Consider the following 22,844-nt stretch of genomic DNA (forward strand, 5'->3'; position numbering starts at 1 on the left):
CTGCAATCCTGCGCGGTCAACCGCGCTGCACACACCGGCCTGCCAAATGCCCGAGAACTCCGACATCGCCGTGCGCCTCTCCGGTGTCCGCCTTGACCGCGGGCCGCGCACGATCCTGTCCGATATCGACCTGGCCGTGCCGCGCGGCAGCATCACCGCGGTGCTGGGGCCGTCAGGCTGCGGCAAGTCGACCCTGCTGGCGGCGATGACCGGTGAACTGCCGATTTCCGCGGGCAGCATTGAGGTGCTGGGCCAGCAGGTGCCGCACAAGCAGCGCCCGCTGCTGGAGCTGCGCAAGGGCATTGGCATGCTGCTGCAGAACAATGGCCTGCTGACCGACCTGACCGCGGCCGAGAACATCGCCCTGCCGCTGCAGACCCACACGAAGCTGGCCGGCCCGGTGCTGGAACGGCTGGTGGAAATGAAGCTGCACGCGGTGGGCCTGCGCACGGCGGGGCACCTGTATCCGCGTGAGCTGTCCGGCGGCATGGCCCGGCGCGTGGCGCTGGCCCGGGCGCTGGCGCTGGATCCGCCGCTGATGCTGTACGACGAGCCGCTGACCGGGCTGGACCCGATCGCGATTGGGGTGATCATCGGGCTGATCGCGCGCTTGAACAGCACCCTGGGCCTGACCAGCATCGTGGTGACCCACCACGTGCGCGAAAGCCTGGCGATCGCCGACCGCGCGGTGGTGCTGGCCAATGGCCGCATCGTGTTCAACGGCACGCCGACCGAGCTGCACGAAACTGCCGATCCGCTGGTGCGCCAGTTCCTGGACGGCCGGCCGGACGGACCCATCGCCTTCGACTCCGCGCCGCGGGAAAGGGCCGCCTGATGCCGTTCGCAGAAGCCACACGTTCCGTCGGCCGCGCGGGCCTGTTCTCGCTGTCGGTGCTGCGCGCGTCGAAGCCGACCGCGGATTTCTTCGCCGAGCTGGTGCGCGAGATCTACAAGATCGGCGGCCGCTCGCTGCCGATCATCGCCGTGGGCGGCGCCTTCGTCGGCCTGTCGCTGACCCTGCTCGCCTTCCGCGGGCTGGAGACCTTCGGCGCCACCAACCAGGTCAGCATCCTGATTGGCCTGGGCCTGTACCGCGAGCTGGCGCCGGTGCTGACCGCGCTGCTGTTCGTGGGCCGGGCGGGCTCGTCGATTGCCGCCGAGCTGGGGCTGATGCGCGCCACCGACCAGATCACCGCGCTGGGGCTGATGGCGATCGACCCGGTGGCCAAGACGGTCGCCCCGCGCTTCTGGGCGGCGGTGATCACGGTGCCGCTGCTGACCGGGTTCTTCTGCAGCTTTGCGATTGCCACCAGCTGGTTCCAGGGCGTGCAGGTGCTGGGCATCGACTCGGGCATGTTCTGGCAGCAGATGCAGGACGCGGTGGATTTCCGCAACGATTTCGTCAACGCCTTCATCAAGTCCGCCGTGTTCGGCGGCACTGCGGCGCTGGTGGCCTCCTACGTGGGCTACCACGCCGAGCCGACCATCGAGGGCACCTCGGTGGCCACCACCCGCGCGGTGGTGAACGCCTCGCTGCTGGTGCTGATGTTCAACTTCGCCCTGTCCGCCTTCCTGTTCTGATGTCCCAAATTCTTATGTCCCATATGGAGACAACCGCATGAGCCGCTCCCGTGGCCCCCGCCTCGAATTCGCCGTCGGCGCCTTCCTGCTGCTGGCCCTGGCCACGCTGCTGGTGCTGGCGATCGCGTCCACCAACAACCGCTTCAGCCTGGGCTTTGGCATTGATACCTATGAGCTCAACGCACGCTTCACCGACCTGGGCCAGCTGCGGCCGCAGGCGCCGGTGAAGGTGGGCGGGGTAACCATCGGCCGGGTCGGCAGCATTGCCCTGGATCCGGTGCGGTTCGATTCCATCGTCACCTTGGACATCGACAGCCGCTACGACGAGCTGCCAATCGACACCTCGGCCACCATCCTCACCGGCGGGCTGCTGGGCGAAAGCTACGTGGACCTGCAGCCGGGCGGCGACCTGGAATCGCTGCAGCCGGGCGAGGAAATCGCCTACACCACGCCCGCAGTGGACCTGATCCAGATGGTCGGCCGCTACATGTTCAGCGGCCCCGAAGGTGACAGCGGGCAAACTGCGCCCGACAGCAACGACATCTTTGCCCCCGAACCGCTTCCCTCCCCCGAGGAGCAGAACTGATGAAAAAGCACATTTTTCCCCTGATCCTGGGCTCGGCCCTGCTGGCCGCGGCCCCTTCGCTGGTGTTCGCCCAGGCCAACCCGGCCGGCGCGGCCCAGACCCAGGGCACGCCCAGCCAGCTGGTGCTGGACAACACCCAGCGCGTGCTGACGACGCTTGAAAGCCGTCGCGACGAGTTCCAGCGCGACCCGAGCGCGCTGGAAGCCTTCGTGCGGTCCGAGTTCGAGACCATGTTTGACCGCGACTACGCCGCCCGCCAGGTGCTGGGCCGCCACGGCCGCGGCGCCGATGACGCCGAGATCGCCTATTTCGCCGATGCGCTGGCCGACAGCCTGCTGCGCCGCTACGGTGCCTCGCTGCTGGACTTCAACACCCGCCTGCAGGCGCGGATCGTGACCGAAACGGCGCTGCCGCGCGGGCTCGGCGTGCGTGTGGCCAGCGAGCTGCTGCGCCAGGGCGGCGAGCCGATCCCGGTCACCTTCCTGATGCGCCAGGGCGGCGGCACGTGGAAGGTGTTCGACGTGCAGGTGGAAGGCGTGAGCTTCGTCAGCACCTTCCGCCGCCAGTTCGACAACCAGCTGCAGAACAAGTCGATCCGCCAGGTGGCCGATGAGCTGCGCGGCGGCCGGGTCCAGGTTGATGCCGGGCTCTGAGTCCGTTTCGGTCCGTCGCCAGGACGACGCGGTGGTGTTCACCGGCGCCCTGGTACGCGACCGTATCGGCGGCCTGTGGCCCCAGGCCGTGGCCGCGCTGGAAGGCGCCCGCAGCCTGGATCTGGCGGCGGTGCCGCGCATCGACAGCGCCGGCCTGGCCCTGCTGTCGGCCCTGTCCGCACGCGGCGGCGGACTGGCCCTGAGCGGCAGCCCAGCGGGGCTGGATGAACTGCGCGCTGCCTACCGGCTGTCGCCTTCGCTGGAATTCGGCGGCGGCCAGCTGCCGCAATAGATCGGCCCCCACTTCCCCCAACGGCACCGCTTTGTGACCACCCAACCCTTCCCCCTGTATCGCACGCTGGCCCCCACGGCGACGCTGGCCATGGCGCTCGCGCTGTCCGCGTGCGCGGGCGGCAGCCAGGTGCGCAGCGATGCGCCGCCAGCCGCGCCGGCCGAAGCGACGGTTGTCATCACCGATCCGATGCTGGAAACCAGTCATCCGACAGCTGTGGAAACGGCTATTGCGACCGACGCCATCGCTGCCGAGGCCGCCACTGCTGTAGCGACCGTGGATACCGCAGAGCCGGTCGAGGCCACTGCCCCGGCCGTTCCGGAAGATGCCACCCTCGCACCGACCCAGGAAGAGCTGGACTTCGCCGCGATCTACGGCGAAGAGGTCTACGACCCGATCGCCGACCCCACCCTGCCCCCTTCGGCGCAGATGCCGGTCAGCTACGACCCGTGGGAGCCGTTCAACCGGCGCATGCACCGCTTCAACAACGCCGTGGACCGCACGGTGGCGCTGCCGCTGGCGCGCGCCTATGTGCGTGCGGTGCCGCGGCCGGTGCGGCTGGGCGTGAGCAACTTCTTCTCCAACCTCGGCCAGCCGGTGAGCGCAGTCAACGCGCTGCTGCAGGGCAAGCCGAAGCAGGCCGGACAGTCGCTGGGCCGGTTCGTGATCAACACCACGCTGGGTATCGGCGGGATCTTCGATCCGGCCACCGACGCCAGCATCCCCAACCGCAGCGAAGATTTCGGTCAGACGCTGGGCTTGTGGGGCTGGGAGAGCTCGCGCTATCTGGAGCTGCCGCTGTTCGGGCCGCGCACGGTGCGTGACGTGTTCGGACTGGCTGGCGATGCGCCGCTTTCCCCGACCCGGCAGATCGACGACGACGCGGTGCGCATCGGCCTGCAGGGCCTGCAGCTGGTGGATATCCGTACCCAGCTGATGGCGGTGGACCGGATGCGCGAAGGCGCAGCGGACGAATACGCGCTGGTGCGCGATGCCTGGCTGCAGCGGCGCAACTACCAGATCCACGGCGACCGCCGGAGTGCGGACGAGGATTACCTGCTGCCGGATTATCTGCTGGACGACGAGGCCAACCCCACCGTCCCCGCCGACGCCATCCCCGTCCAGATCCCCGACCTGTAGGAGCGCGTCATACGCGCGAAACCGCGTGAATCGTGGCATTGGGGCGGGGCTTCGGCCACGGCGAGGCATCCGTAGCCCCACCGGAATACCTATCGTCACGCGGCTTCGCGCGCGTGGCGCGCTCCTACTCTTCTTCGTCCTCGGCCAGCAGCTGCTCGGCTTCCACCCCGGGCAGTGACTCCACGTCCTTGAGCTGGCGTTCGATGGCGCGGGTGCGCACGCCGGCCTGCTTGATGCTGTTCTGCACGGTATTAAGCTGGCCATGGGTCTTTTCCAGCACGCCGGCGAACTTGCCGAACTCGCTCTTGACCGCGCCCAGCAGCTTCCACACCTCGCTTGAACGCTGTTCGATGGCCAGGGTGCGAAAGCCCATCTGCAGGCTGTTGAGCAGGGCGGTAAAGGTGGTCGGACCGGCCACCACGATGCGGAACTCGCGCTGCAGAAGGTCAACCAGGCCCGGACGCCGGATCGTTTCGGCGTACAGCCCCTCGGTGGGCAGGAACATCACCGCGAAGTCGGTGGTGTGCGGAGGCACCACGTATTTTTCGCTGATCGACTTCGCCTGCACCCGGATCGCACGCTCAAGCTGGTTGCCGCTGGTGCGCACAGCCTCCACGTCACCCTGCTCCTGGGCGTCGAGCAGGCGCTCGTAATCCTCGCTCGGGAACTTGCAGTCCACCGGCAGCCACACCGGCGTGTCGTCGTCGCGGCGGCCGGGCAGGCGGATGGCGAAATCAACCGCTTCAGTGGACCCCGGGCGCACCCGCACCTCGCGCTCGTACTGCTCGGCGATCAGCACCTGTTCGAGGATGTTCTCCAGCTGCACCTCGCCCCAGCCGCCACGATTCTTGACGTTGCTCAGCACCCGCTTCAGGTCACCCACGCCGGTGGCCAGCTGCTGCATCTCGCCCAGCCCGCGCTGCACCTGCTCCAGCCGCTCGGACACCAGCTTGAAGGAAGAATCCAGGCGGGTGTTGAGGGTGGACTGCAGTTTCTCGTCCACCGTCTCGCGCATTTTATCCAGCTTCTGCGCATTGTCCGCCTGCAGCGCCTGCAGCTGCTTTTCCAGGGTGTCGCGCATCTCGCCGATGCGCTGCTCGTTGCGTTGGGTCAGCTCACTCAGGCGCTGGCCGAAAGCCTGTTCAAAGCGCTGCTGCTGGGCGGTGAGCTCGCTGCGCGCCTTGCGTGCATCCTCGGTGAGCGACTCGCGCAGGGTGTCCAGGCGCTGGTCGGTGCGGACACTGAATCCGGTCAGGCGCTCGGCAAATCCGTCCATCCGCTGGGCCTGGCTGGCCGAAAAGCTGTCCAGCTGCTCGCGCAGCTCGCTGCGCCCGGCGCGTTGCTCGTCCCGCAGCGCGGCTTCCAGCGTGCTCCCCAACTGTTCCGCCGCATCGCCGGGGCGTCGTGCCAACAGCGCCAGCAGCAGCGCAACCACCGCCGCCAGCAGGACCAGGATGAGGATCAACGACAGCGACTGGATATCCATCCGCCCAGTGTAGCCAGCACAGTCTCAGCAGCTGCGCCTGTACGGCGGATGCGGTTGGTGTGGCGGCGACAAGTTCGGTCCCAGGCCTTGGCCGTACACACGGCCCTTCGGGACGACGCGCGATATTGGCGGCATGACGCAGGCCAGCCACAAGAGGGAGCTTCGCACCCGGAGCGCGCGCGAACCGGCCGCTGAAAGCGATGGCCGCCGGATCCTGGTGGACCGGCTGTGGCCACGCGGTGTATCGAAGGAGAAGCTGGCCGCGGATGCGTGGGTCAAAGACATCGCGCCGAGCGAAGCGCTGCGCAAGTGGTTCGGCCACGATCCGGAGCGCTGGGATGGATTCCGCGAGCGCTACTTCAAGGAGCTGGTCGACAACCCGGACGGGCTTGAGGCGCTGCGCAAGGAGATGCGCGGGGCGAAGCGGGTCACGCTGCTGTTTGGTGCGGCCGACACCGAACACAACAATGCCGTAGCACTGGTGGAATACCTCACCTCGTAGGAGCGCGCCATGCGCGCGAAGCCGCGTGAATTACGGGCAGGCCGGCGGGGCGGCGAGCGTGGGGACGATGGTGATGGGCAGGTCGCGGGCGCCTCTGGCCTGGTTGCCGCTGGCGTCCTCGGCGAAGGCGCGGATGATGTAGTCGCCGGACGGCAGCTGCGACGGCTGCCAGTGGCTGACGGCCATTTCACTGGCGCGCACGCGGTTGCTGGCCACGTAGAGGAAGCGGGTGCGGGCGGCGCCATGCACGGTGATGCCGCTGTTGGCAGCGTAGGCGACCTTCACCGCGCCGGTGTGTGCTGGCATGCGCGAGAAGTCGATGTTCATCGCCGGCCGGGTATGGCCCGGAAGCATGGTTCCGTCAGCGGCAAGGATCTGCCAGCCCACCCGATGCAGGCCCAGTCGGCGACGGGCAAGGTTGCCATCCACCTGGTCCCAGGCATCCACCACCACCTGCATTCCGCCCCTGTCCTGCGGCACCAGCAGCCGCCCTTCCGCGCGGTGCTCAAGTGGCTCGTCGTACTCATCCAGCAGCAGCACCCCGTCGATGCGCGGGGCCACGGTGTCGTCATAGTTCACCAGACCCAGGCGGATGGCGTTGAGCTGGTGCCCGAAGGGGCCGACGATCAGGTGCACGTGGGCCTGGGCGTTGATGGTGCCCAGCGGATCACCGGCGGCAAAGCGGGTGCCGCGGGCAATGCGCACCCGCTCCGGACGCCCGTCCTCGTCTTGCAGGATCTGGAACCGCGACGGATCCACGTTGCGGCCCTGCGGCGTGCGGCCGACCCGCAGGTGCAGGTAGGTGAGCTCATCGGTAGCGATGCCTTCCGCCTGGCCGCCAAAGCTCCACGCGGCCAGCGGCGAGCTGACCTTGGCGTCGGCGATCGACAGCACCTGCGCGCCCACATCGCCGCGGATGTCCAGGCCGTTGTGCAGGTGGCTACGGCTTTCCCCGCGGAAATTGCCGCGCACTTCGCCGAGCGTGCCGACGAGTTCATGCCAGCCGTCCTGCGGCGCGAGAGGCCAGCGGCCAGCGGTGGCGGGCAGCAGGCGTTCGGGATTGGGGCCGGTTGCGCTGTCGGCGCTGTCATCGGTGCGCGGCGCCACGCGGTGCAGGCGATGGCCAGCGGCATCGGCGAGCAGCAGGCTGCCATCCGGTTCGAGCCACAGCGCCGAGGGACGCGCGAACCACTGCTGCGCGTGCTCACCGGTCAACACCCGGATCCGGCCATCCGGCGACAGCTGCAGCACCCGGCCCGGCGACAATTCGGCCACGTACAGATGCCCATCATGGCTGGCGGCCACCGCCAGCGGCCGGCCCAGGCCGGTATCAAAGTCTTCCCACGGCGAAGGACGCCAGGTATCCGCCAGACCGTCCGGATCGATCCGCCGCAGCGCCCGGTTGCCGGTATCGGCCACCCATAGCCGGCCGTCGTCATCCAGGGTCAGTGCGGTGGGCGTATCGAACCGGGCCTCAAGACCCATGGAATTGCGGAACCCGGGCCGATCACCACCGGCCAGCGTGCGCACGCGGCCGTCGGTTTCGATCACCCGGATCCGGTCGTTCCAGGTATCGGCCACGAAGACCCGACCTGACGCATCCACCGCCACGCCCATCGGCCCGTGGAAGCGCGCCTGCGCGCCGGGGCCGTCGCGGAAGCCGGGGCTGCCGTCCCCGGCCAGGGTGGTCACGGTGCCGTCGGGGGTGATCCGGCGCACCGCGTGGTTGCCGGTGTCGGCTACATAGAGATTGCCGTGGGCATCCACCGCCAGCGCGGAAGGGGTGTGGAAGCGGGCCTGCGCGCCCACCCCATCGGCAAAGCCTTCTTCGCCACCGGCAAAGGTGTGCACATGGCCATCCGGCGTGATCCGGCGGATGCGATTGGCTTCGCCGCCATCGGCCACGAACAGGCTGCCATCCGGGCCGCGTACCAGACCCCAGGGTTCATCAAAGCGTGCCCGTACCAGCGCGCCGTCGCGCACGCCGCGATGGCCGTCACCGGCCAGCAGGGCGATCCGCGCCTGCCACTCGAACGAGGTCTCCGGCGGGGCGGCCGGAGTGTCGTCATCCCGCGACGGCCACAGCAGGGTGGCGGCCAGTCCAGCCAACACCAGCAGCACCACGCCCAGCAGCGCGCGGCGCGTTCCGGGCCGCGGCGCCCGGTGCCGCCGGTTCAATCCAGTACGCGGCAGAAGGCCGCCTTCAGGTAGCGCGACTCGGGCACGTGGGCCAGGAAGGGATGGTCGGCGCCGGCGCCGGACACCTTCAGCACCTGCACGGTACGACCTGCGTAGAACGCGGCGCGGCGCAGCATGTCGAGGAACTGTTCCTCACTCACCAGCCCGGTACAGGAGAAGGTGGCGAACAGGCCGCCCGGCTTCACCGCGCCGAGCGCCAGCTTGTTCATGTCCAGGTACTTCTTCAGCGCCGGGATCACCTGTTCGCGGTCGCGGGTCATCTTGGCCGGATCCAGCACCACCACGTCCCAGCCATCGGCATCGCGCGAGGCCACGTCACGCAGCCACGGGAAGATGTCGGCCTGCACGAAGCGCACGCGCACATCGTTGAGCCGCGCATTGGCGGCGGCGATCTCCAGCACCGCGCCGTCGATGTCTACGCCGGTCACGTCCAGCGCGCCGCGCGCGGCAGCGTAGATGCCGAAACCGCCGGTGTTGCAGCACAGGTCCAGCACCCGCTTGCCCTCGCACTGGCGCGAGAGCCATTCGCGGTTCTCGCGCTGGTCGGCGAAGAAACCGGTCTTGTGCGCGCCGGCGGGATCGGCGCGGAACTTCACCCCATGCTCGGTGATCACCGCCGGATCGGCCGGCACGCTGCCACGGAAATCGAAGCTCTCCTGCTTCTGCACGTGCTCGTCGGCGGAGGCGTGGATGCGGCATCCGGGGAAGTGTTCCCGCAGCGCCTCGTAGATCCATTCGCGGTGGCGGAACATGCCGGCCGAGAAGAACTCGATGACCAGCAGGTCGGCGTAACGATCCACCACCAGGCCGGAGAGCCCATCGCCCTCGCTGTGCACCGCGCGCCAGGCGTCGCTCACCTCATCCAGCCGCAGCACCTCGCGCCGCAGGCGCATGGCCTCGCCGATCCGGCGCTGGAACCAGGCGGCATCGACCCCTACGTCCGGGTCGGTTTCCAGGATCCGCAGCGCGATGCGCGAGCGGCCGTTGTAGAAACCGCGGCCGATCCAGGCCCCGTCCACGCCGACCGCGTCGACGATGGTGCCGGGGCTGATCCGCTGGGCGGGTTTTTCGACCAGCCGCTGGAAGATCCAGGGATGGGACGAGCGCCAGGCGTTCTTGAGCCTGACCGTGGGCAGTGGGGAATCCATGCCGCGATTCTAAGGCAGGTTGCATCGCGGAATTCCGGCGCCATTGTGTTGGGCATGCACCTGGAGATACCTGAACCGCCAGCCGACCCCAAAGCCCAGCACGCGGCCGACCGCCGTCGGCTTGGCAAGGCGCTGAGGCTGGCCGTCGGTTTCGTCGCCCTGCTGGCGGTGATGTTCGGCGTGCAGCACATGATCGACTGGCGCCCGCTCGCGGTGTCTCCACGGGAAGCAATCGGCCTGCTGGGCGTGCTGACCGCGCCGCTGCTGCACGGCTCGCCCGAGCACCTGTTCGCCAACGCCACCGCCCTGCTGATGCTGGGCACCCTCGCCTTCACCCTGTATCCGCGGGCCACGCCGCGGGCCCTGCCGCTGATGTGGCTGGGCGCGGGGCTGTGCGCGTGGTGGCTGGGCGATCCCGGGTCGCGGCACCTGGGCGCCAGCGGCGTGACCCACGGGCTGATGTTCCTGCTGTTCGTGCTCGGCATCCTGCGCCGCGACCGGCCCTCGGTCGCAGCCGGGATGATCGCGTTCTTCTTTTACGGCGGCATGCTGCTGACCGTGCTGCCGCAAGAGCCCGGCGTGTCCTGGCAGTCGCATCTGGGCGGGGCGGTGGGCGGCGTGGTGGCTGCCTGGCTGTTCCGGGCCAGCGATCCGCGCCCGCCGCGCAAGCAGTACAGCTGGGAGCTGGAAGAAGAAGAGGCCGAACAGGATGCAGCGCGCGAGCGCGACCAGTTCGAACCCGCGGCCCCCGACGACGTGCCGGTGCTGTGGCAGCGCGACGAACCGCGCCACGGCCAGGTGCTCCAGTTCCGCCCCCGCCCTAAAAGCGCAGACGACCCTCCCCTGTAGGAGCGCGCCACGCGCGCGAAGCCGCGTGAATTCCGTTTCATGGGGGAGCTTCGGTCACGGTGATCCCATCCGGATCCTCGCCGCGAGGATCAATGTCACGCGGCTTCGCGCGCATGGCGCGCTCCTACCCGGGTCGCTAGACTCGGGGCATGCGCACACTCCTGCTTGCAACGCTGTTCGCGGCCCTGTCCGGCTGCGCCGACGGCGGCTCCGCCGAACCCGCCGCCACCGAGGCCGATCCGATCGACGCGATCATGTCCGACTACAACGGCAACGTGCCCGGCGCGGCGGTGCTGGTACTTCGCGATGGCGAGGCGGTGGTTCGCCGCGGCTACGGCCTGGCCGATGTGGAAGCCGGCACCGCGATCACCCCGGAGACCAATTTCCGCCTGGCTTCAGTGAGCAAGGCGTTCACCGCGGCCACGGTGCTGATGCTGGCCGAAGACGGCCGGTTGCAGCTGGACGACCCGGTGCGCAAGTGGCTGCCATCTTTACCGGAGGCAACCGACGGGGTCACCATCCACCACCTGCTGGCTCATACCTCGGGCCTGGTCGACTACGAAGACGTGATGCCGGAAGGCCTGGACCGCCAGGTGCGCGATGCCGACGTGCTCAGCATCCTGGCAGGCCAGGACCGGCTGTATTTCGAGCCTGGCACGCAGTACCGCTACAGCAACAGTGCCTATGCCCTGCTGACCCTGATCGTTGAGGCCGCCACCGGCGGGCGCTATGCCGACTTCCTGCGCGAGCGGATCTTTGCTCCGCTCGGCATGGACAACAGCGTGGCGTTCGAGGACGGCATTTCCACCGTGGCCAACCGCGCCTTCGGCCACAGCCTGGTCGACGGGTCGTGGGCCCGGACCGACCAGAGCCCGACCAGCGCGGTGCTGGGCGACGGCGGCATCTACAGCTCGCTGGAAGACATGGCGAAATGGGACGCCGCGCTGTCCGACGACCGCCTGCTGTCCGACGCCACCCGCGCGCTGGCGTTCTCCGACAGGACCGGCGTGCCGGTGGGCGAGGACAACGTGGGCGCCTACGGCTACGGCTGGCGCCTGGACGGCGAGCGCATGTGGCACTCGGGCGAGACCATGGGCTTTCGCAACGTGATCATCCGCGACCCGGAGCAGCGGCTGACGGTGCTGGTGCTGACCAATCGCAACGCCCCGCGCCCGTACCCGCTGGCGCGGCGGATCATGGACGAGTTCAGCCGCTGATCCCTTGATCGCCAGGCCGGGCCCGTCCCGGCCTGGCGATCTTCCACGACCGACGGACTTCCCGAACTGCCATGTCCCGAACGCTGCGCATTGCCCTGGTATTGATCGTGCTCGCGGCATTGGCCGTGCTTGGCTGGCGCTGCGTGCAGACGCCACCGGAACCTGCTGCACCCGAACCGGTGGCGACACCGGTGGCCGACGCAGTGCCCCAGTCCAGCGATCCGGCCGCGCAGCGGATCGAGGCCGACCTGCGGCGACTGGCTGATGCCTCCCTGGAAGGCCGCGAGACCGGCACCCCCGGCTTCGAGCGTGCGGCAGCCCTGGTGGCAGCGCGCATGGCCGAGGCCGGGCTGGAGCCGGCGGGTGATGACGGCACCTGGTTCCAGCGCGTACCGCTGCTGACCGGCGTACCGCTGCGCGAGGGCGCGCGGCTGGCGGTGGAGCGCGATGACGGGGTGGAAGAGCTGCGCTTCAGCGACGACTTCCTGCCGTGGTCGAACTTCAACGTGGCACGCCATTCGGTGCGCGCGCCGGCGGTGTTCGTCGGCCACGCGATCCAGGCACCGGAGCTGGACCACGATGACTTTGCCGGCGTGGACCTGCGCGGCCGCATCGCGGTGATCCTGCCGGGCGCGCCGGACAGCTTCGACCACTACGCACGCGCGTTGCATTCGGCCACCCGGGAGAAGATGCAGGCGCTGGTGGATCGCGGCGCCGTGGGTGCGGTGATCGTGTCCTCGCCGCAGTTCGAAGCGCGCCTGCCGTGGGCGCGGATGCAGGCCGCCTGGGACAAGCCGGCCATGCGCCTGCGTGATGCCGAAGGATTCGCGGTTGATGGGTTCCCGCAGCTGCAGGCGGTGGCGGCGGTGAGCGTGGCCAAGGCGGACAAGCTGCTGATGGCGCCCGGCCGCACCGCGGCGCAGGTATTCGAGACCGCCCGCACCGGGAAGGGACGCGCGTTCGCGCTGGACGCCACGGTGGTGATTGAAGGTGGCACCCGCATCGAGGCGCTGGATTCGCACAACGTGATCGGCCGCCTGCCGGGCAGCGATCCGTCGCTGGTGGACGAGCACGTGGTGCACACCGCCCACCTGGACCACGTGGGCATCATCCAGCTGCGCGATGGCGATGCGGTCCACCACGGTGCCATCGACAACGCCCTGGGCGTGGCGATCATGCTCGAGACCGCGAACATCATGGCCACTGCCGAAACGGCGCCGCGCCGCTCGCAACTGTTCGGCGCGCTCACCGGCGAGGAACAGGGCCTGCTCGGCGCCCAGCACTTCGTGGCCCGGCCGACGGTGCCGCGCGAAGGGCTGGTGGCCAACATCAACATCGACATGCCGGTGCTGCTGGCCCCGAGCACCGACGCAGTAGTGATCGGCGCGGAGCATTCCACCCTGCAGGCGGCGGTGGAGGCGGCGGCCGAAGACGTGGGAGTGAAGCTGTCGCCCGATCCTTTCCCCGAAGAAGTCGCGTTCGTGCGCAGCGACCAGTACGCGTTCGTGCACGGCGGGATTCCCGCGGTGTACCTGGACGGCGGGGTGGAGTCGGCCGATGGCGAACGCGATCCGCGCCTGGCGCTCACCTACTTCCTGCGCAACTGCTATCACCAGCCCTGCGACGACGCGACCCAGCCCATCCAGTACGACGATGCCGCCCGCCTGGCCCGCCTCAGCGCGGCGCTGGCCACCCGCATCGGCAACGACAGCGCGCGCCCCGAGTGGAACCCCGGCGACTTCTTCGGCGAGCGCTTCGCCCCCCGTCTGTAGGAGCGCGCCATGCGCGCGAAGCCGCGTGACGGCGATCAGCACACCGCGGCTTCGGCTGCGACGCAGGATCCGAAGCCCCATCGCATCACCATGATTCACGCGGTTTCGCGCGCATGGCGCGCTCCTACGGGAGGGATGATGCACCGGTCAGCCCGCGTGCAACGCTTGCCCGGCACACTGGCGTGATGCTTCGCTCCCCTACTCCGGCCGAGAAAGTCGGCCTGTCCATTGCCGTGGCCACGGGTCTGTACGGCATTTCGTTTGGCGCGCTGTCGGTGGCCGCCGGGCTGTCGTTCTGGCAGACGGTGGCGCTGAGCGCGCTGATGTTTACCGGCGGCTCGCAGTTCGCCTTCATCGGCGTGCTCGGCGGTGGTGGTACGGGAGCGGCGGCACTCGGCGCGGCCAGCCTGCTCGGGGTGCGCAATGCGGTGTACGGCATGCAGATCAACCAGTGGCTGCGGCCGCGCGGATGGAAGCGGCTGCTGGCAGCGCAGGTGACGATCGATGAGTCCACCGCCACTGCGGCTTCGCAGCGCGATCCGGCCGAGCAGCGGCGCGGGTTCTGGGCTGCGGGGCTCGGCGTCTATCTGCTGTGGAACCTGTTCACCGCGCTTGGCGCGGCGCTGGGCGATGCCCTGGGCGATCCACGCCAGTGGGGGTTGGACGGCGCTGCGGTGGCGGCGTTTCTGGGCCTGCTGTGGCCGCGCCTGCGCGGACGCGAGCCGGTGGCGATCGCACTGGTGTGCGCGCTGGTCACCGCCGTGGCGCTGCCGCTGACGCCGCCGGGCGTGCCGATCCTGATCGCGGCGCTGGTGGCAGGCGCGCTGGGTTGGCGCGGTCCGGTATTGCCGCGTGCATGGCGGGAGGCCAAGCGATGACCATTTGGGCCTGGATCCTGCTGGCATCGCTGCTGGCGTTTGCGACCAAGCTGGCCGGTCATCTGGTGCCGGAAACGTGGCTGGCCGGCGCGCGCATGACCCGGGTGACCGCGGCGCTGACCATCGGCCTGCTGGCGTCGTTGACGGTGATGAACGCCTTCGCCGGCGGTGGCGCACTGATGCTGGATGCCCGTGCCGGTGCACTGCTGGCGGCCGCGGCGGCGCTGGCCCTGCGGGTGCCGTTCCTCGGGGTGGTGGCGGTGGGCGCGCTGGCCGCTGCCCTGCTGCGGCTGGCCGGCCTGCCCTGAACCACGGCGGCCTTCAGCTGCCGACAGGGCGCGGACCGATATGCTCATGCGGATGTTCCGGACCCCGCCGATGATGACCGCCCGACCTTCCCTCTTCCGCTTCCCGCTGGCCCTGCTGTGCACCCTGGTGCTGCTGGTCGCCTGTGGGCACAACGAAGTGCGGCCGGTGGCCCCAGTGACCATCGACCCGACCCCGGCACCGCTGCCGGAGCCGCCTCCCGTGCGGGTGGGCCTGGCGCTGGGCGGCGGCGCGGCCAAGGGCTTCGCCCACATCGGCGTGATCAAGATGCTGGAGGCGAACGGCATCACCATTGACGTGGTGGCCGGCACCAGCGCCGGCAGCGTGGTGGGCGCGATGTATGCCGGCGGCATGGACGCATTCGCGCTGCAGGAGCGCGCGGTGGCATTGGACGAGGCCTCGATCCGCGACATGCGGCTGTTCAGCGGCGGATTGCTGCAGGGCCAGAAGCTGCAGGACTATGTGAATGCCCAGGTGGACGGGCGCCCGATCGAGCGGCTGGGCAAACCGTTCGCCGCGGTCTCGACCCGGCTCGACAACGGCGCACGCACGGTGTTCACGCGCGGCAACACCGGCCAGGCCGTGCGCGCCTCCAGCGCGGTGCCCGGCGTGTTCGAACCGGCGAAAATCGGCGATTACAGCTACGTGGACGGCGGGGTCAGCAGCCCGGTGCCGGTGGACGCGGCGCGCCAGCTGGGCGCCGACGTGGTGATCGCGGTGGACATTTCCACCCAGGCCAGCGGCACGACGCCCGACCACTTGCTGGGCATCGTCAACCAGTCGATCGCGATCATGGGCCAGCGCCTGGGCGCCGAGGAGCGCGGCCGCGCCGACGTGGTGATTCGCCCCGAGGTGGACGACATCGGCCCGGCCGATTTCAGCCAGCGCGCGCGGGCGATTGCCGATGGCGAGCGCGCGGCGCTGGCAGCGATGCCGCAGATCCGCGCAGCCATCGCCCGGGTACAGGACCAGCGCACGATGGCGCTGGCTCCGCGCATGCCGCCCGAGCCGGAACCGGCCGAGTGCAGCCGCGGCTGGGTGCAGGCGCTCAGCCCGTTCCGCGGTCCGGACAGCTGCCAGAAAGCGGCGGGGGCTTCCGGGCTGCGCTGATCCTCCTGCCGCTCAGCCCGGCAGTGGCAGCCCGCGGAATTCCTTGACCGTGCGCAGCACGAAGTTGGAATTCACATCGGCCACGCCGGTGGCATTGAGCAGGCGGTCGAGCAGGAAGCGCGAAAAATGGTCCAGGTCCTGCACCACCACCTGCAGCAGATAGTCCATGTCGCCGCTCAGGGCGTGGCAGGCGACAACTTCATTCCAGCCCTGGACGGCGGTACTGAAGCGCTGCACGTAGCTGGCGTCATGCTTTTCCAGCTGCACGCGCACGAACGCCTGCAGGCCCAGTCCCAGGCGCTCGGCATCCAGCTCCACCCGGTAGCCGGCGATCACCCCGCTGCGCTCGAGCCGCTGCACCCGGCGCAGGCAGGCCGACGCCGACAGGTGCACCCGTTCCGCCAGCTCCGCGTTGGTCTGGCGGCCGTGGCGCTGCAGCTCGGCCAGCAGCTGCAGGTCCGTGCGATCCATCTGGATTGACTGCATTGATCTGTCGCCTTTGAGGCATATGGCGCAACAAATGTGCGCGCTTAACCGGATCTTACGCAACAACGCAAACCCGTTGCGCCGCCCGCGCGCTACGCTGGAATGACCGCCCGCCAGGAAACTGCCATGAGCCAGCCACGCCGCGTTGAAAACCTGCACACCGACAAGGGCAAGGTGCCTGTGTATGCCACCGGCGTGGTGGAGCAGCCCTGGGACGACTACAGCGCCGACGACCACGACACCTGGGCCACGCTGTACGCGCGCCAGCGGGAGATCCTGCCGGGCCTTGCCTGCAACGAATTCCTCGATGCCCAGGACGCCATGGGCATGACCGCCGAGCGCATTCCGAAGTTTTCCGAGCTCAACATTGAGCTGCGCAAGGCCACCGGATGGGAGCTGATTGGCGTGGAAGGGCTGTTGCCGGAGCTGGATTTCTTCGACCACCTGGCCAACCGCCGTTTCCCGGTGACCTGGTGGATCCGGCGCCCGGACCAGATCGACTACATCGAAGAGCCCGACCTGTTCCACGATCTGTTCGGCCACGTGCCGCTGCTGATGAACCCGCTGTTCTCCAACTACATGCAGGCCTACGGCGAGGGCGGGCTGAAGGCCCATGGCATCGGCCCGGATGCGCTGCAGGCGCTGACCCGGCTGTACTGGTACACGGTGGAGTTCGGGCTGATCAACACCCCGGAAGGCCTGCGCATCTATGGCGCAGGGATCGTCTCGTCCAAGGGCGAATCGATCTACAGCCTGGAGAGCGCGGCGCCGAACCGGGTGGGCTTTGACGTGGAGCGGATCATGCGTACCCGCTACCGCATCGACACCTACCAGAAGACCTACTTCGTGATCGACAGCTTCGAGCAGCTGATGCGCGGCACCGAGCCGGACTTCACCCCGATCTATGCGCGGGTGGATGCGCAGGAGTCCGTGCCGGCGGGCGAAGTGCTTACAGGCGACAGGCTGTTCCAGCGCGGCACCGGGGAAGGCTGGGCCGCCGACGGCGACATCTGAGAGAGCATCGGCACTCCGCTCTGTTCCGCCGCCGTGATCTTTTGCACACGGAAGATCGGAGATCATTGCGGGCATGCATTCCTTCCCCCGATTGTCCCTGACCGTGGCCGGCCTGATGGCCGCTGCCCCCTTCCTCGCTTCGGCCCAGACCGTGGACACTGCCGACGCCCCGAGCGACGCAGTCACTCTGGACCGCGTCGTGGTGCAGGCTTCGCGCCTGCGCGGCGTGGACGCGTTCGACATGCCGGCTTCGGCCACTGTCATCCCCATGCGTGGGGAGACCAGCGGCGCGGACGCCGACGTGTCCGAATCCCTGCGCGGGATCCCCGGCCTGCTGGCGCGCAACCGCCACAACCTGGCCCAGGACACCCAGCTCTCGATCCGCGGTTTCGGTTCGCGCGCCACCTTTGGCGTGCGCGGCTTGCGCCTGTACGCCGACGGCATCCCCGCCTCGATGCCGGACGGCCAGGGCCAGCTGTCGCATTTCAGCCTGATCGGCGCCGACCGCATGGAAGTGCTGCGCGGGCCGTTCTCGGCCCTGCACGGCAACTCGTCCGGCGGCGTGGTGCAGATCTGGAGCGCCGATGGCGAGCCGGGTGATCCCTGGCAGGCCCGCGCCACCTGGGGCGCCGACAGCACCTGGACCGCCGCAGCGCAGCTGCTGGGCGGGACCGAGCGCATGGGCTACAACCTGGCGCTCTCGCGCCTGGACACCGACGGCTGGCGCGACCACAGCGCCGCGCGGCGTGACGTAGCCAACCTCAAGCTCGGCTTTGATATCGGCACCGCTGGACGCCTGCAGCTGGTGGCCAACCACGTCGATATCCCCGAGGCGCAGGATCCGCTGGGCCTGACTGCAGACCAGGTGCGCGAGGATCCACGCCAGGCCGTGGCCAATGCCCACATCTACAACACCCGCAAGAGCGTGCGCCAGAGCCAGACCGGCGCGGTGTACGAGCACGACATCGGCGCCAACCAGGTGATCCGGGTGATGGCCTACGGCGGCGAGCGCGAGGTGCTGCAGTATCTGCCGATCCCGCCCGCGCCGCAGGGCGGCCCACTGCATGCCGGCGGGGTGATCGACCTGGACAACCGCTACCACGGCTTCGATGCGCGCTGGTCGCTGCAGTCGGAGCTGGCCGGGCGCCCGCTGGAAGTCACCGTGGGTACCAACGTGGACCGCCAGCGCCAGGATCGGCGTGGCTGGGAGAACTTCGTCGGCGATCAGCTCGGCGTGCGCGGCGGGCTGCGCCGCGACGAGCGCAACCGGCTGGAAAACGCCGACGTCTATGCCCAGGCCTGGTGGCGCCTGGCGGATCGCTGGTCGCTGCTGCTGGGCGCGCGCCACAGCGAGGTGGAGTTCGATTCCCGCGACAGCTTCGTGACCGGGGTCAACCCCGACGACAGCGGCCAGGTGCGCCACCGCCATACCGCCCCGGTGGCCGGCATCAGCTACGCGCCGGACCGGAACCTGCGCGTGTACGCCTCGGCGGGCCGCGGCTTCGAGACCCCGACCTTCAACGAGATCTCCTATCGCGCCGATGGCGGCGCCGGGCTGGCATTCGACCTGCAGCCGGCGGTGAGCGACAACTACGAGCTGGGCATGAAGTGGCGCGGCGACGCCGGGATGCGGCTGGAAGCCGCCCTGTTCCGCGCTGATACCGCCGATGAGCTGGCCGTGGCCCGCAATGCCGGCGGCCGCAGCAGCTTCCGCAACGTGGGCAGCGCCCGCCGCCAGGGTCTGGAACTGGCCTGGGGCATGCCGCTGGGCGAAGCGTTCGACCTGGCCGTGGCCGCGACCCAGCTGGATGCCACGTTCCGCAGCGACTACCTGATCTGCCAGGGCGCTGGCTGCACCGTGCCATCGACCCTGGTGCCGGCCGGGACCCGGATCCCCGGCGTGCCGGAACAGCAGCTGTCGGCCCGGCTGGAATGGCGCGAGGGGCCGTGGACAGCGGCCCTGGAAGGTGAAGCGGTGTCTTCCGTTCCGGTGAACGACCTGGGCACGGAATCGGCAGCAGGTTATGGCCTGCTGAACCTGGAGGCCTCGCGCAGCTGGCGCGGGCCGGGCGGCACCTGGCGGGCGTTCGCACGCATCGACAACCTGCTCGACCGCGACCACATCGGCTCGGTGATCGTGAACGAAGGCAACGGCCGCTTCTACGAGCCGGGCCGCGACCGCAGCTGGCTGGTGGGGCTGCACTGGACCGGCCGTCCCTGAGCCGCGGGCGCCAGTGGGCCAGCGCCGGAAATGTTATGTTTGACGGGATATCGGCCGCGGTTTTCCCGGCCCTTTCCTTCCGCTGACAAAGTGATGCCGTGTCCATTTTTTCGAACCTGGAACTCGTGCCCGGGGATCCGATCCTCGGCCTGACCGATGCCTTTCGCGCTGATCCACGTCCCACCAAGGTCAACCTTGGGGTCGGGATCTACTACGACGAGGAAGGCCGGATCCCGGTCATGGGCGCGGTGCAGCAGGTCGAGCGCGAGCTGGCCGAACGCAGCCCGCCGCGCGGCTACCTGCCGATCGACGGCATGCCCGATTACCGCAGCGCCACCCGCGAGCTGCTGTTTGGCGCCGACTCGCCGCTGATTCGCGAGGGTCGCGCCAGCACCACCCAGACCATTGGCGGCAGCGGCGCGCTGCGGGTCGGTGCCGATCTGCTCAAACACGCGCTGCCGTTCGCGCGCGTGGCGATCAGCACGCCGAGCTGGGAAAACCACCGCGCCCTGTTCCCGGCAGCCGGTTTTGAAGTGGTGGACTACACCTATTTCGATGACGCCAGCCACGGCCTGGATTTCGACGGCATGCTGGTCGACCTGGGCAAGCTGGAAGCCGGCACCGTGGTGCTGCTGCACGCCTGCTGCCACAACCCGACCGGCGCCGACCTGACCCGCGAGCAGTGGGCCCAGGTGATCGACCTGCTGCACGAGCGCAAGCTGGGGCCGTTCCTGGACATGGCCTACCAGGGCTTTGACCAGGGCATCGCCGAAGACGCGCATGCCATCCGCCTGCTGGCTGAGTCGCCGATCCGCAACTTCCTGGTGGCGAGTTCCTTCTCCAAGTCGTTCTCGCTCTACGGCGAGCGCATCGGCGCGCTGACCGTGGTCAGCGACAGCGCCGAGGAATGCGAGCGCGTGCAGTCGCAGGTCAAGCGCCTGGTGCGCACCAACTACTCCAGCCCGTCCAACCACGGCGCGGCGCTGGTGGCCGGCGTACTCAACGACCCGGCACTGCGCACGCAGTGGGAAGAAGAGCTCGGCCAGATGCGTACCCGCATCCACGCCCTGCGCGACGGCCTGGTGGAGCGGCTGGCGGCGCACGGCGCGGCGGATTTCGAGTTCATCCGCCACCAGGCAGGCATGTTCTCGTACTCCGGCCTCAGCCGCGCCCAGGTGGACCGCCTGCGCGAGGAGTTCGGCATCTATGCGGTCGGCACCGGCCGCATCTGCGTGGCCGGGCTGAACATGGACAACATCGACTACGTGGCCGAAGCGGTCTCCAGGGTCAGCCGCGGCTGACTTCGCTGACCGCCGGTCCGAGGCCCTCGAGCTTGGTACCGGGAAAGAAAAGGGCCGCATCGCTGCGGCCCTTTTTTTCATCAGGAAAGCAGCGCGGCTCTCAGACCGACCTTCAATCCGCGGATTCCGCGTCGATGTCGAGGGGCAGTTGCACCTGGAATACGCTGCCCCGACCCGGCTCCGAGTCTGCCCACAGGCGGCTGCCGTGACGCTCGACGATGGCGTGGGCAATCGCCAGGCCCAGGCCGTCGCCACCGCCCTGTTCGGTGGGGTGCAGGCGCTGGAACGGCTCGAACAGACGCCCGGCATAACGCATGTCAAAGCCGCGCCCTTCATCACCCACCTCGATCTGCATGCGCCCATCGACGATCTTGCCACTGACCCGGATCCGGACCGTCTCCTGCTGGCTGGAAAACTTCCAGGCGTTGTGTAGCAGGCGCTCGAACAGCTGCTTGAGCTGGCGCTCGTCGCCGCGGACGAACAAGTCGGGTTGTACGGTGGCTTCCAGGACCCGTCCGGGCTCGGCGTCCTGCAGTTCGGCCAGGCTCCATTCCACCAGCATGCCCACATCCACACGCTGCATGCGCAGCGACGCGCGGGCCACGTGGGAAAGCTGCAACAGCCCGTCGATCAGGCCATCCATGCGCGCGGCCGCTTCGCGGATGCGCTGCACGTAGCCGCGGCCCTCCTCCCCCAGCGCGGCGGAATGATGCTGGTCGATCAGGCCGGCGTAGCTGCTGATGGCGCGCAGCGGGGCGCGCAGATCGTGTGAAATGCCGGCTGCCAGCACCTCCTGTTGCGTGCGCAGCGCCTGCAACGCCTGTTCAGTTTTTACCAGCCGCTCGTCGGGGGTGAGCGACGTCGGCGCGGAATCTGGATCGGAAAGCATCGCGCAAAGCCCCTGTGAAACGATCGCAGTGTACCGGCGTGGCGATGATGGTCACGTCGAATTTCCGGGCTGCGCGCGCCCTCAGAACAGTTCGCCCTGGGGCGAGGGGGGTCGGGGCGGAACGAACAGGCCGCAATCCAGCGCAGGCAGCCGGCCATAGCCCAGGCGCCGCTGGGCGCGGGCGAAGCGGGCGGCGATCAGGTCGGCGAACGGGCCTTCGCCGCGCATGCGCCGGCCGAAGCTGCTGTCGTAATCCTTGCCGCCGCGCATCTGCTGGATCAGGCTCATCACGTGCGCAGCGCGATCGGGATAGTGCAGGGCCAGCCACTCGCGCCAGATCTCCTTGAGCTCATGCGGCAGGCGCAGCAGCACGTAGCTGGCGGCACCGGCACCGTGCTCGCGCGCCGCCTCGAGGATCGCTTCCAGCTCCATGTCGGTGATCGCCGGCACTACCGGGGCGACCAGCACGCCCACGGGAATCCCGGCATCGGACAGGCGCCTGACCGTGGCCAGGCGCGCATGGGGCGCGGCCGCCCGCGGCTCCATGTTTGCCGACAGGCGATTGTCCAGCGTGGTGATGGACAGGTACACGGTGACCAGGCCCTGGTGGGCCATCGGTGCCAGCAGGTCAAGGTCACGGGCAACCAGCGCGCCCTTGGTCACGATGCTGCACGGGTGGCGGCACTCGGCCAGCACTTCCAGCAGCTGCCGGGTGACGCCCCACTTGCGCTCGATCGGCTGGTAGCCGTCGGTGTTGATGCCCAGCGCGATCGGTGAGCAGCGGTAGGAGGGTTTGGCCAGTTCCTCGCGCAGACGATCCGCGGCGTTGGTCTTGGCGTACAGCCGGGTTTCGAAATCCAGACCCGGCGACAGGTCCAGATAGGCATGCGAGGGCCGGGCGAAGCAGTACACACACCCGTGCTCGCAGCCCCGGTAGGGATTGACCGACTGGGTGAAACCCACGTCCGGCGACTGGTTTCGGCTGATGACCCGTCGCGCCTTTTCTTCCGTGACCACGGTTTCCAGACGCGACTGCCCCGCCTCTTCGGCAAGCACCTGGAGGCTGTCCCAGCCGTCGTCTTCCAGGCGCACGGCCTGCCGCTGGAAGCGCCCGTCGACAAAGGACGCAGCGCCGCGACCGCGGACGGGTTCGGTGGCGGGGCCGTGGGGTCTGGCGCGGGTTCGCATGGCAC

Annotated in this window: 22 protein-coding genes; 16 read left to right on the plus strand and 6 right to left on the minus strand. The window is 69.1% G+C overall.

Translation table 11 applies throughout. From position 1 onward, the window contains the following. Nucleotides 1-46: 46 nt before the first annotated feature. From ACW7G3_RS04720 to ACW7G3_RS04745, 6 genes are all read left to right on the plus strand, one after another. Complete coding sequence (locus ACW7G3_RS04720) at nt 47-835, plus strand: ABC transporter ATP-binding protein (protein ID WP_456981407.1); 789 nt, start codon at nt 47-49, stop codon at nt 833-835. Then, entirely contained in the window at nt 835-1,581 is a 747-nt protein-coding gene (locus ACW7G3_RS04725) for an MlaE family lipid ABC transporter permease subunit (RefSeq protein WP_456974218.1), read from the plus strand. Before ACW7G3_RS04720 ends, ACW7G3_RS04725 begins: the two co-directional genes overlap by 1 nt. 37 nt (nt 1,582-1,618) lie before the next feature. Next, a complete protein-coding gene (gene mlaD, locus ACW7G3_RS04730; protein WP_456981408.1) occupies nt 1,619-2,167 on the plus strand; it encodes an outer membrane lipid asymmetry maintenance protein MlaD in 549 nt (182 codons plus the stop codon). Next, nucleotides 2,167-2,820, plus strand: coding sequence for an MlaC/ttg2D family ABC transporter substrate-binding protein (locus tag ACW7G3_RS04735; protein ID WP_456981409.1), 654 nt, complete (start codon nt 2,167-2,169; stop codon nt 2,818-2,820). The genes mlaD and ACW7G3_RS04735 overlap by 1 nt, the downstream gene beginning before the upstream one ends. Next, on the plus strand, nt 2,807-3,112 hold the full coding sequence (locus ACW7G3_RS04740; protein ID WP_456974224.1) for an STAS domain-containing protein: 306 nt from the start codon (nt 2,807-2,809) through the stop codon (nt 3,110-3,112). The genes ACW7G3_RS04735 and ACW7G3_RS04740 overlap by 14 nt, the downstream gene beginning before the upstream one ends. Before the next feature lie 90 nt (nt 3,113-3,202). After that, nucleotides 3,203-4,252: an MlaA family lipoprotein gene (locus tag ACW7G3_RS04745; protein WP_456981827.1), complete on the plus strand. Its 1,050-nt coding sequence runs from the start codon at nt 3,203-3,205 to the stop codon at nt 4,250-4,252. A 124-nt stretch (nt 4,253-4,376) separates the two neighbouring features. Here ACW7G3_RS04745 and rmuC read toward each other — a convergent pair whose 3' ends face one another. Then, a complete protein-coding gene (gene rmuC / locus ACW7G3_RS04750) occupies nt 4,377-5,732 on the minus strand; it encodes a DNA recombination protein RmuC (RefSeq protein WP_456981828.1) in 1,356 nt (451 codons plus the stop codon). Between the two features lie 139 nt (nt 5,733-5,871). Here rmuC and ACW7G3_RS04755 point away from each other — a divergent pair, with 139 nt between their 5' ends. Further along, on the plus strand, nt 5,872-6,240 hold the full coding sequence (locus tag ACW7G3_RS04755) for a DUF488 domain-containing protein (RefSeq protein ID WP_456981411.1): 369 nt from the start codon (nt 5,872-5,874) through the stop codon (nt 6,238-6,240). Between the two features lie 30 nt (nt 6,241-6,270). Here ACW7G3_RS04755 and ACW7G3_RS04760 read toward each other — a convergent pair whose 3' ends face one another. Together ACW7G3_RS04760 and ACW7G3_RS04765 are read right to left on the minus strand one after the other, a co-directional pair. Continuing rightward, nucleotides 6,271-8,418 carry a gluconolaconase gene (locus tag ACW7G3_RS04760; protein WP_456981413.1) on the minus strand — a complete coding sequence of 716 codons (2,148 nt, stop codon included), beginning with the start codon at nt 8,416-8,418 and terminating at the stop codon, nt 6,271-6,273. Then, complete coding sequence (locus tag ACW7G3_RS04765; RefSeq protein WP_456981415.1) at nt 8,415-9,587, minus strand: class I SAM-dependent rRNA methyltransferase; 1,173 nt, start codon at nt 9,585-9,587, stop codon at nt 8,415-8,417. The genes ACW7G3_RS04760 and ACW7G3_RS04765 overlap by 4 nt, the downstream gene beginning before the upstream one ends. A 54-nt stretch (nt 9,588-9,641) precedes the next feature. Between ACW7G3_RS04765 and ACW7G3_RS04770 the strand changes: the two genes are divergently transcribed. From ACW7G3_RS04770 to ACW7G3_RS04795, 6 genes are all read left to right on the plus strand, one after another. Beyond that, nucleotides 9,642-10,436, plus strand: coding sequence for a rhomboid family intramembrane serine protease (locus tag ACW7G3_RS04770; protein WP_456981416.1), 795 nt, complete (start codon nt 9,642-9,644; stop codon nt 10,434-10,436). 149 nt (nt 10,437-10,585) lie between these two features. Continuing rightward, a complete protein-coding gene (locus ACW7G3_RS04775) occupies nt 10,586-11,653 on the plus strand; it encodes a serine hydrolase domain-containing protein (protein ID WP_456981417.1) in 1,068 nt (355 codons plus the stop codon). A gap of 71 nt (nt 11,654-11,724) precedes the next feature. Continuing rightward, a complete protein-coding gene (locus ACW7G3_RS04780) occupies nt 11,725-13,425 on the plus strand; it encodes a M28 family metallopeptidase (protein WP_456981418.1) in 1,701 nt (566 codons plus the stop codon). Between the two features lie 185 nt (nt 13,426-13,610). Then, complete coding sequence (locus tag ACW7G3_RS04785) at nt 13,611-14,303, plus strand: AzlC family ABC transporter permease (RefSeq protein ID WP_456981420.1); 693 nt, start codon at nt 13,611-13,613, stop codon at nt 14,301-14,303. Next, nucleotides 14,300-14,611 (plus strand): AzlD domain-containing protein, encoded by a 312-nt coding sequence (locus ACW7G3_RS04790; protein ID WP_456974239.1) that lies wholly within the window; start codon nt 14,300-14,302, stop codon nt 14,609-14,611. Before ACW7G3_RS04785 ends, ACW7G3_RS04790 begins: the two co-directional genes overlap by 4 nt. Before the next feature lie 73 nt (nt 14,612-14,684). Next, nucleotides 14,685-15,740, plus strand: coding sequence for a patatin-like phospholipase family protein (locus tag ACW7G3_RS04795; RefSeq protein WP_456981421.1), 1,056 nt, complete (start codon nt 14,685-14,687; stop codon nt 15,738-15,740). 12 nt (nt 15,741-15,752) lie between these two features. Here the strand turns inward: ACW7G3_RS04795 and ACW7G3_RS04800 are convergent, their stop codons facing one another. Next, nucleotides 15,753-16,226: an Lrp/AsnC family transcriptional regulator gene (locus tag ACW7G3_RS04800; protein WP_456981422.1), complete on the minus strand. Its 474-nt coding sequence runs from the start codon at nt 16,224-16,226 to the stop codon at nt 15,753-15,755. Between the two features lie 126 nt (nt 16,227-16,352). Between ACW7G3_RS04800 and phhA the strand changes: the two genes are divergently transcribed. The 3 genes from phhA (at nt 16,353) to ACW7G3_RS04815 (ending at nt 20,762) form a co-directional block, all read left to right on the plus strand. Continuing rightward, complete coding sequence (gene phhA, locus ACW7G3_RS04805) at nt 16,353-17,240, plus strand: phenylalanine 4-monooxygenase (RefSeq protein WP_456981424.1); 888 nt, start codon at nt 16,353-16,355, stop codon at nt 17,238-17,240. A 73-nt stretch (nt 17,241-17,313) separates the two neighbouring features. Next, nucleotides 17,314-19,461, plus strand: coding sequence for a TonB-dependent receptor family protein (locus ACW7G3_RS04810; RefSeq protein WP_456981425.1), 2,148 nt, complete (start codon nt 17,314-17,316; stop codon nt 19,459-19,461). Between the two features lie 98 nt (nt 19,462-19,559). Then, nucleotides 19,560-20,762, plus strand: coding sequence for an amino acid aminotransferase (locus ACW7G3_RS04815; protein WP_456981426.1), 1,203 nt, complete (start codon nt 19,560-19,562; stop codon nt 20,760-20,762). 112 nt (nt 20,763-20,874) lie between these two features. Here the strand turns inward: ACW7G3_RS04815 and ACW7G3_RS04820 are convergent, their stop codons facing one another. Continuing rightward, the gene (locus ACW7G3_RS04820; protein WP_456981427.1) at nt 20,875-21,651 is read right to left on the minus strand and encodes a sensor histidine kinase; all 777 of its coding nucleotides are present in this window, start codon (nt 21,649-21,651) and stop codon (nt 20,875-20,877) included. Between the two features lie 81 nt (nt 21,652-21,732). Further along, nucleotides 21,733-22,839 carry a PA0069 family radical SAM protein gene (locus ACW7G3_RS04825; RefSeq protein ID WP_456981429.1) on the minus strand — a complete coding sequence of 369 codons (1,107 nt, stop codon included), beginning with the start codon at nt 22,837-22,839 and terminating at the stop codon, nt 21,733-21,735. Nucleotides 22,840-22,844 lie beyond the last annotated feature (5 nt).

It is taken from the genome of Luteimonas sp. A478 (assembly GCF_054052025.1).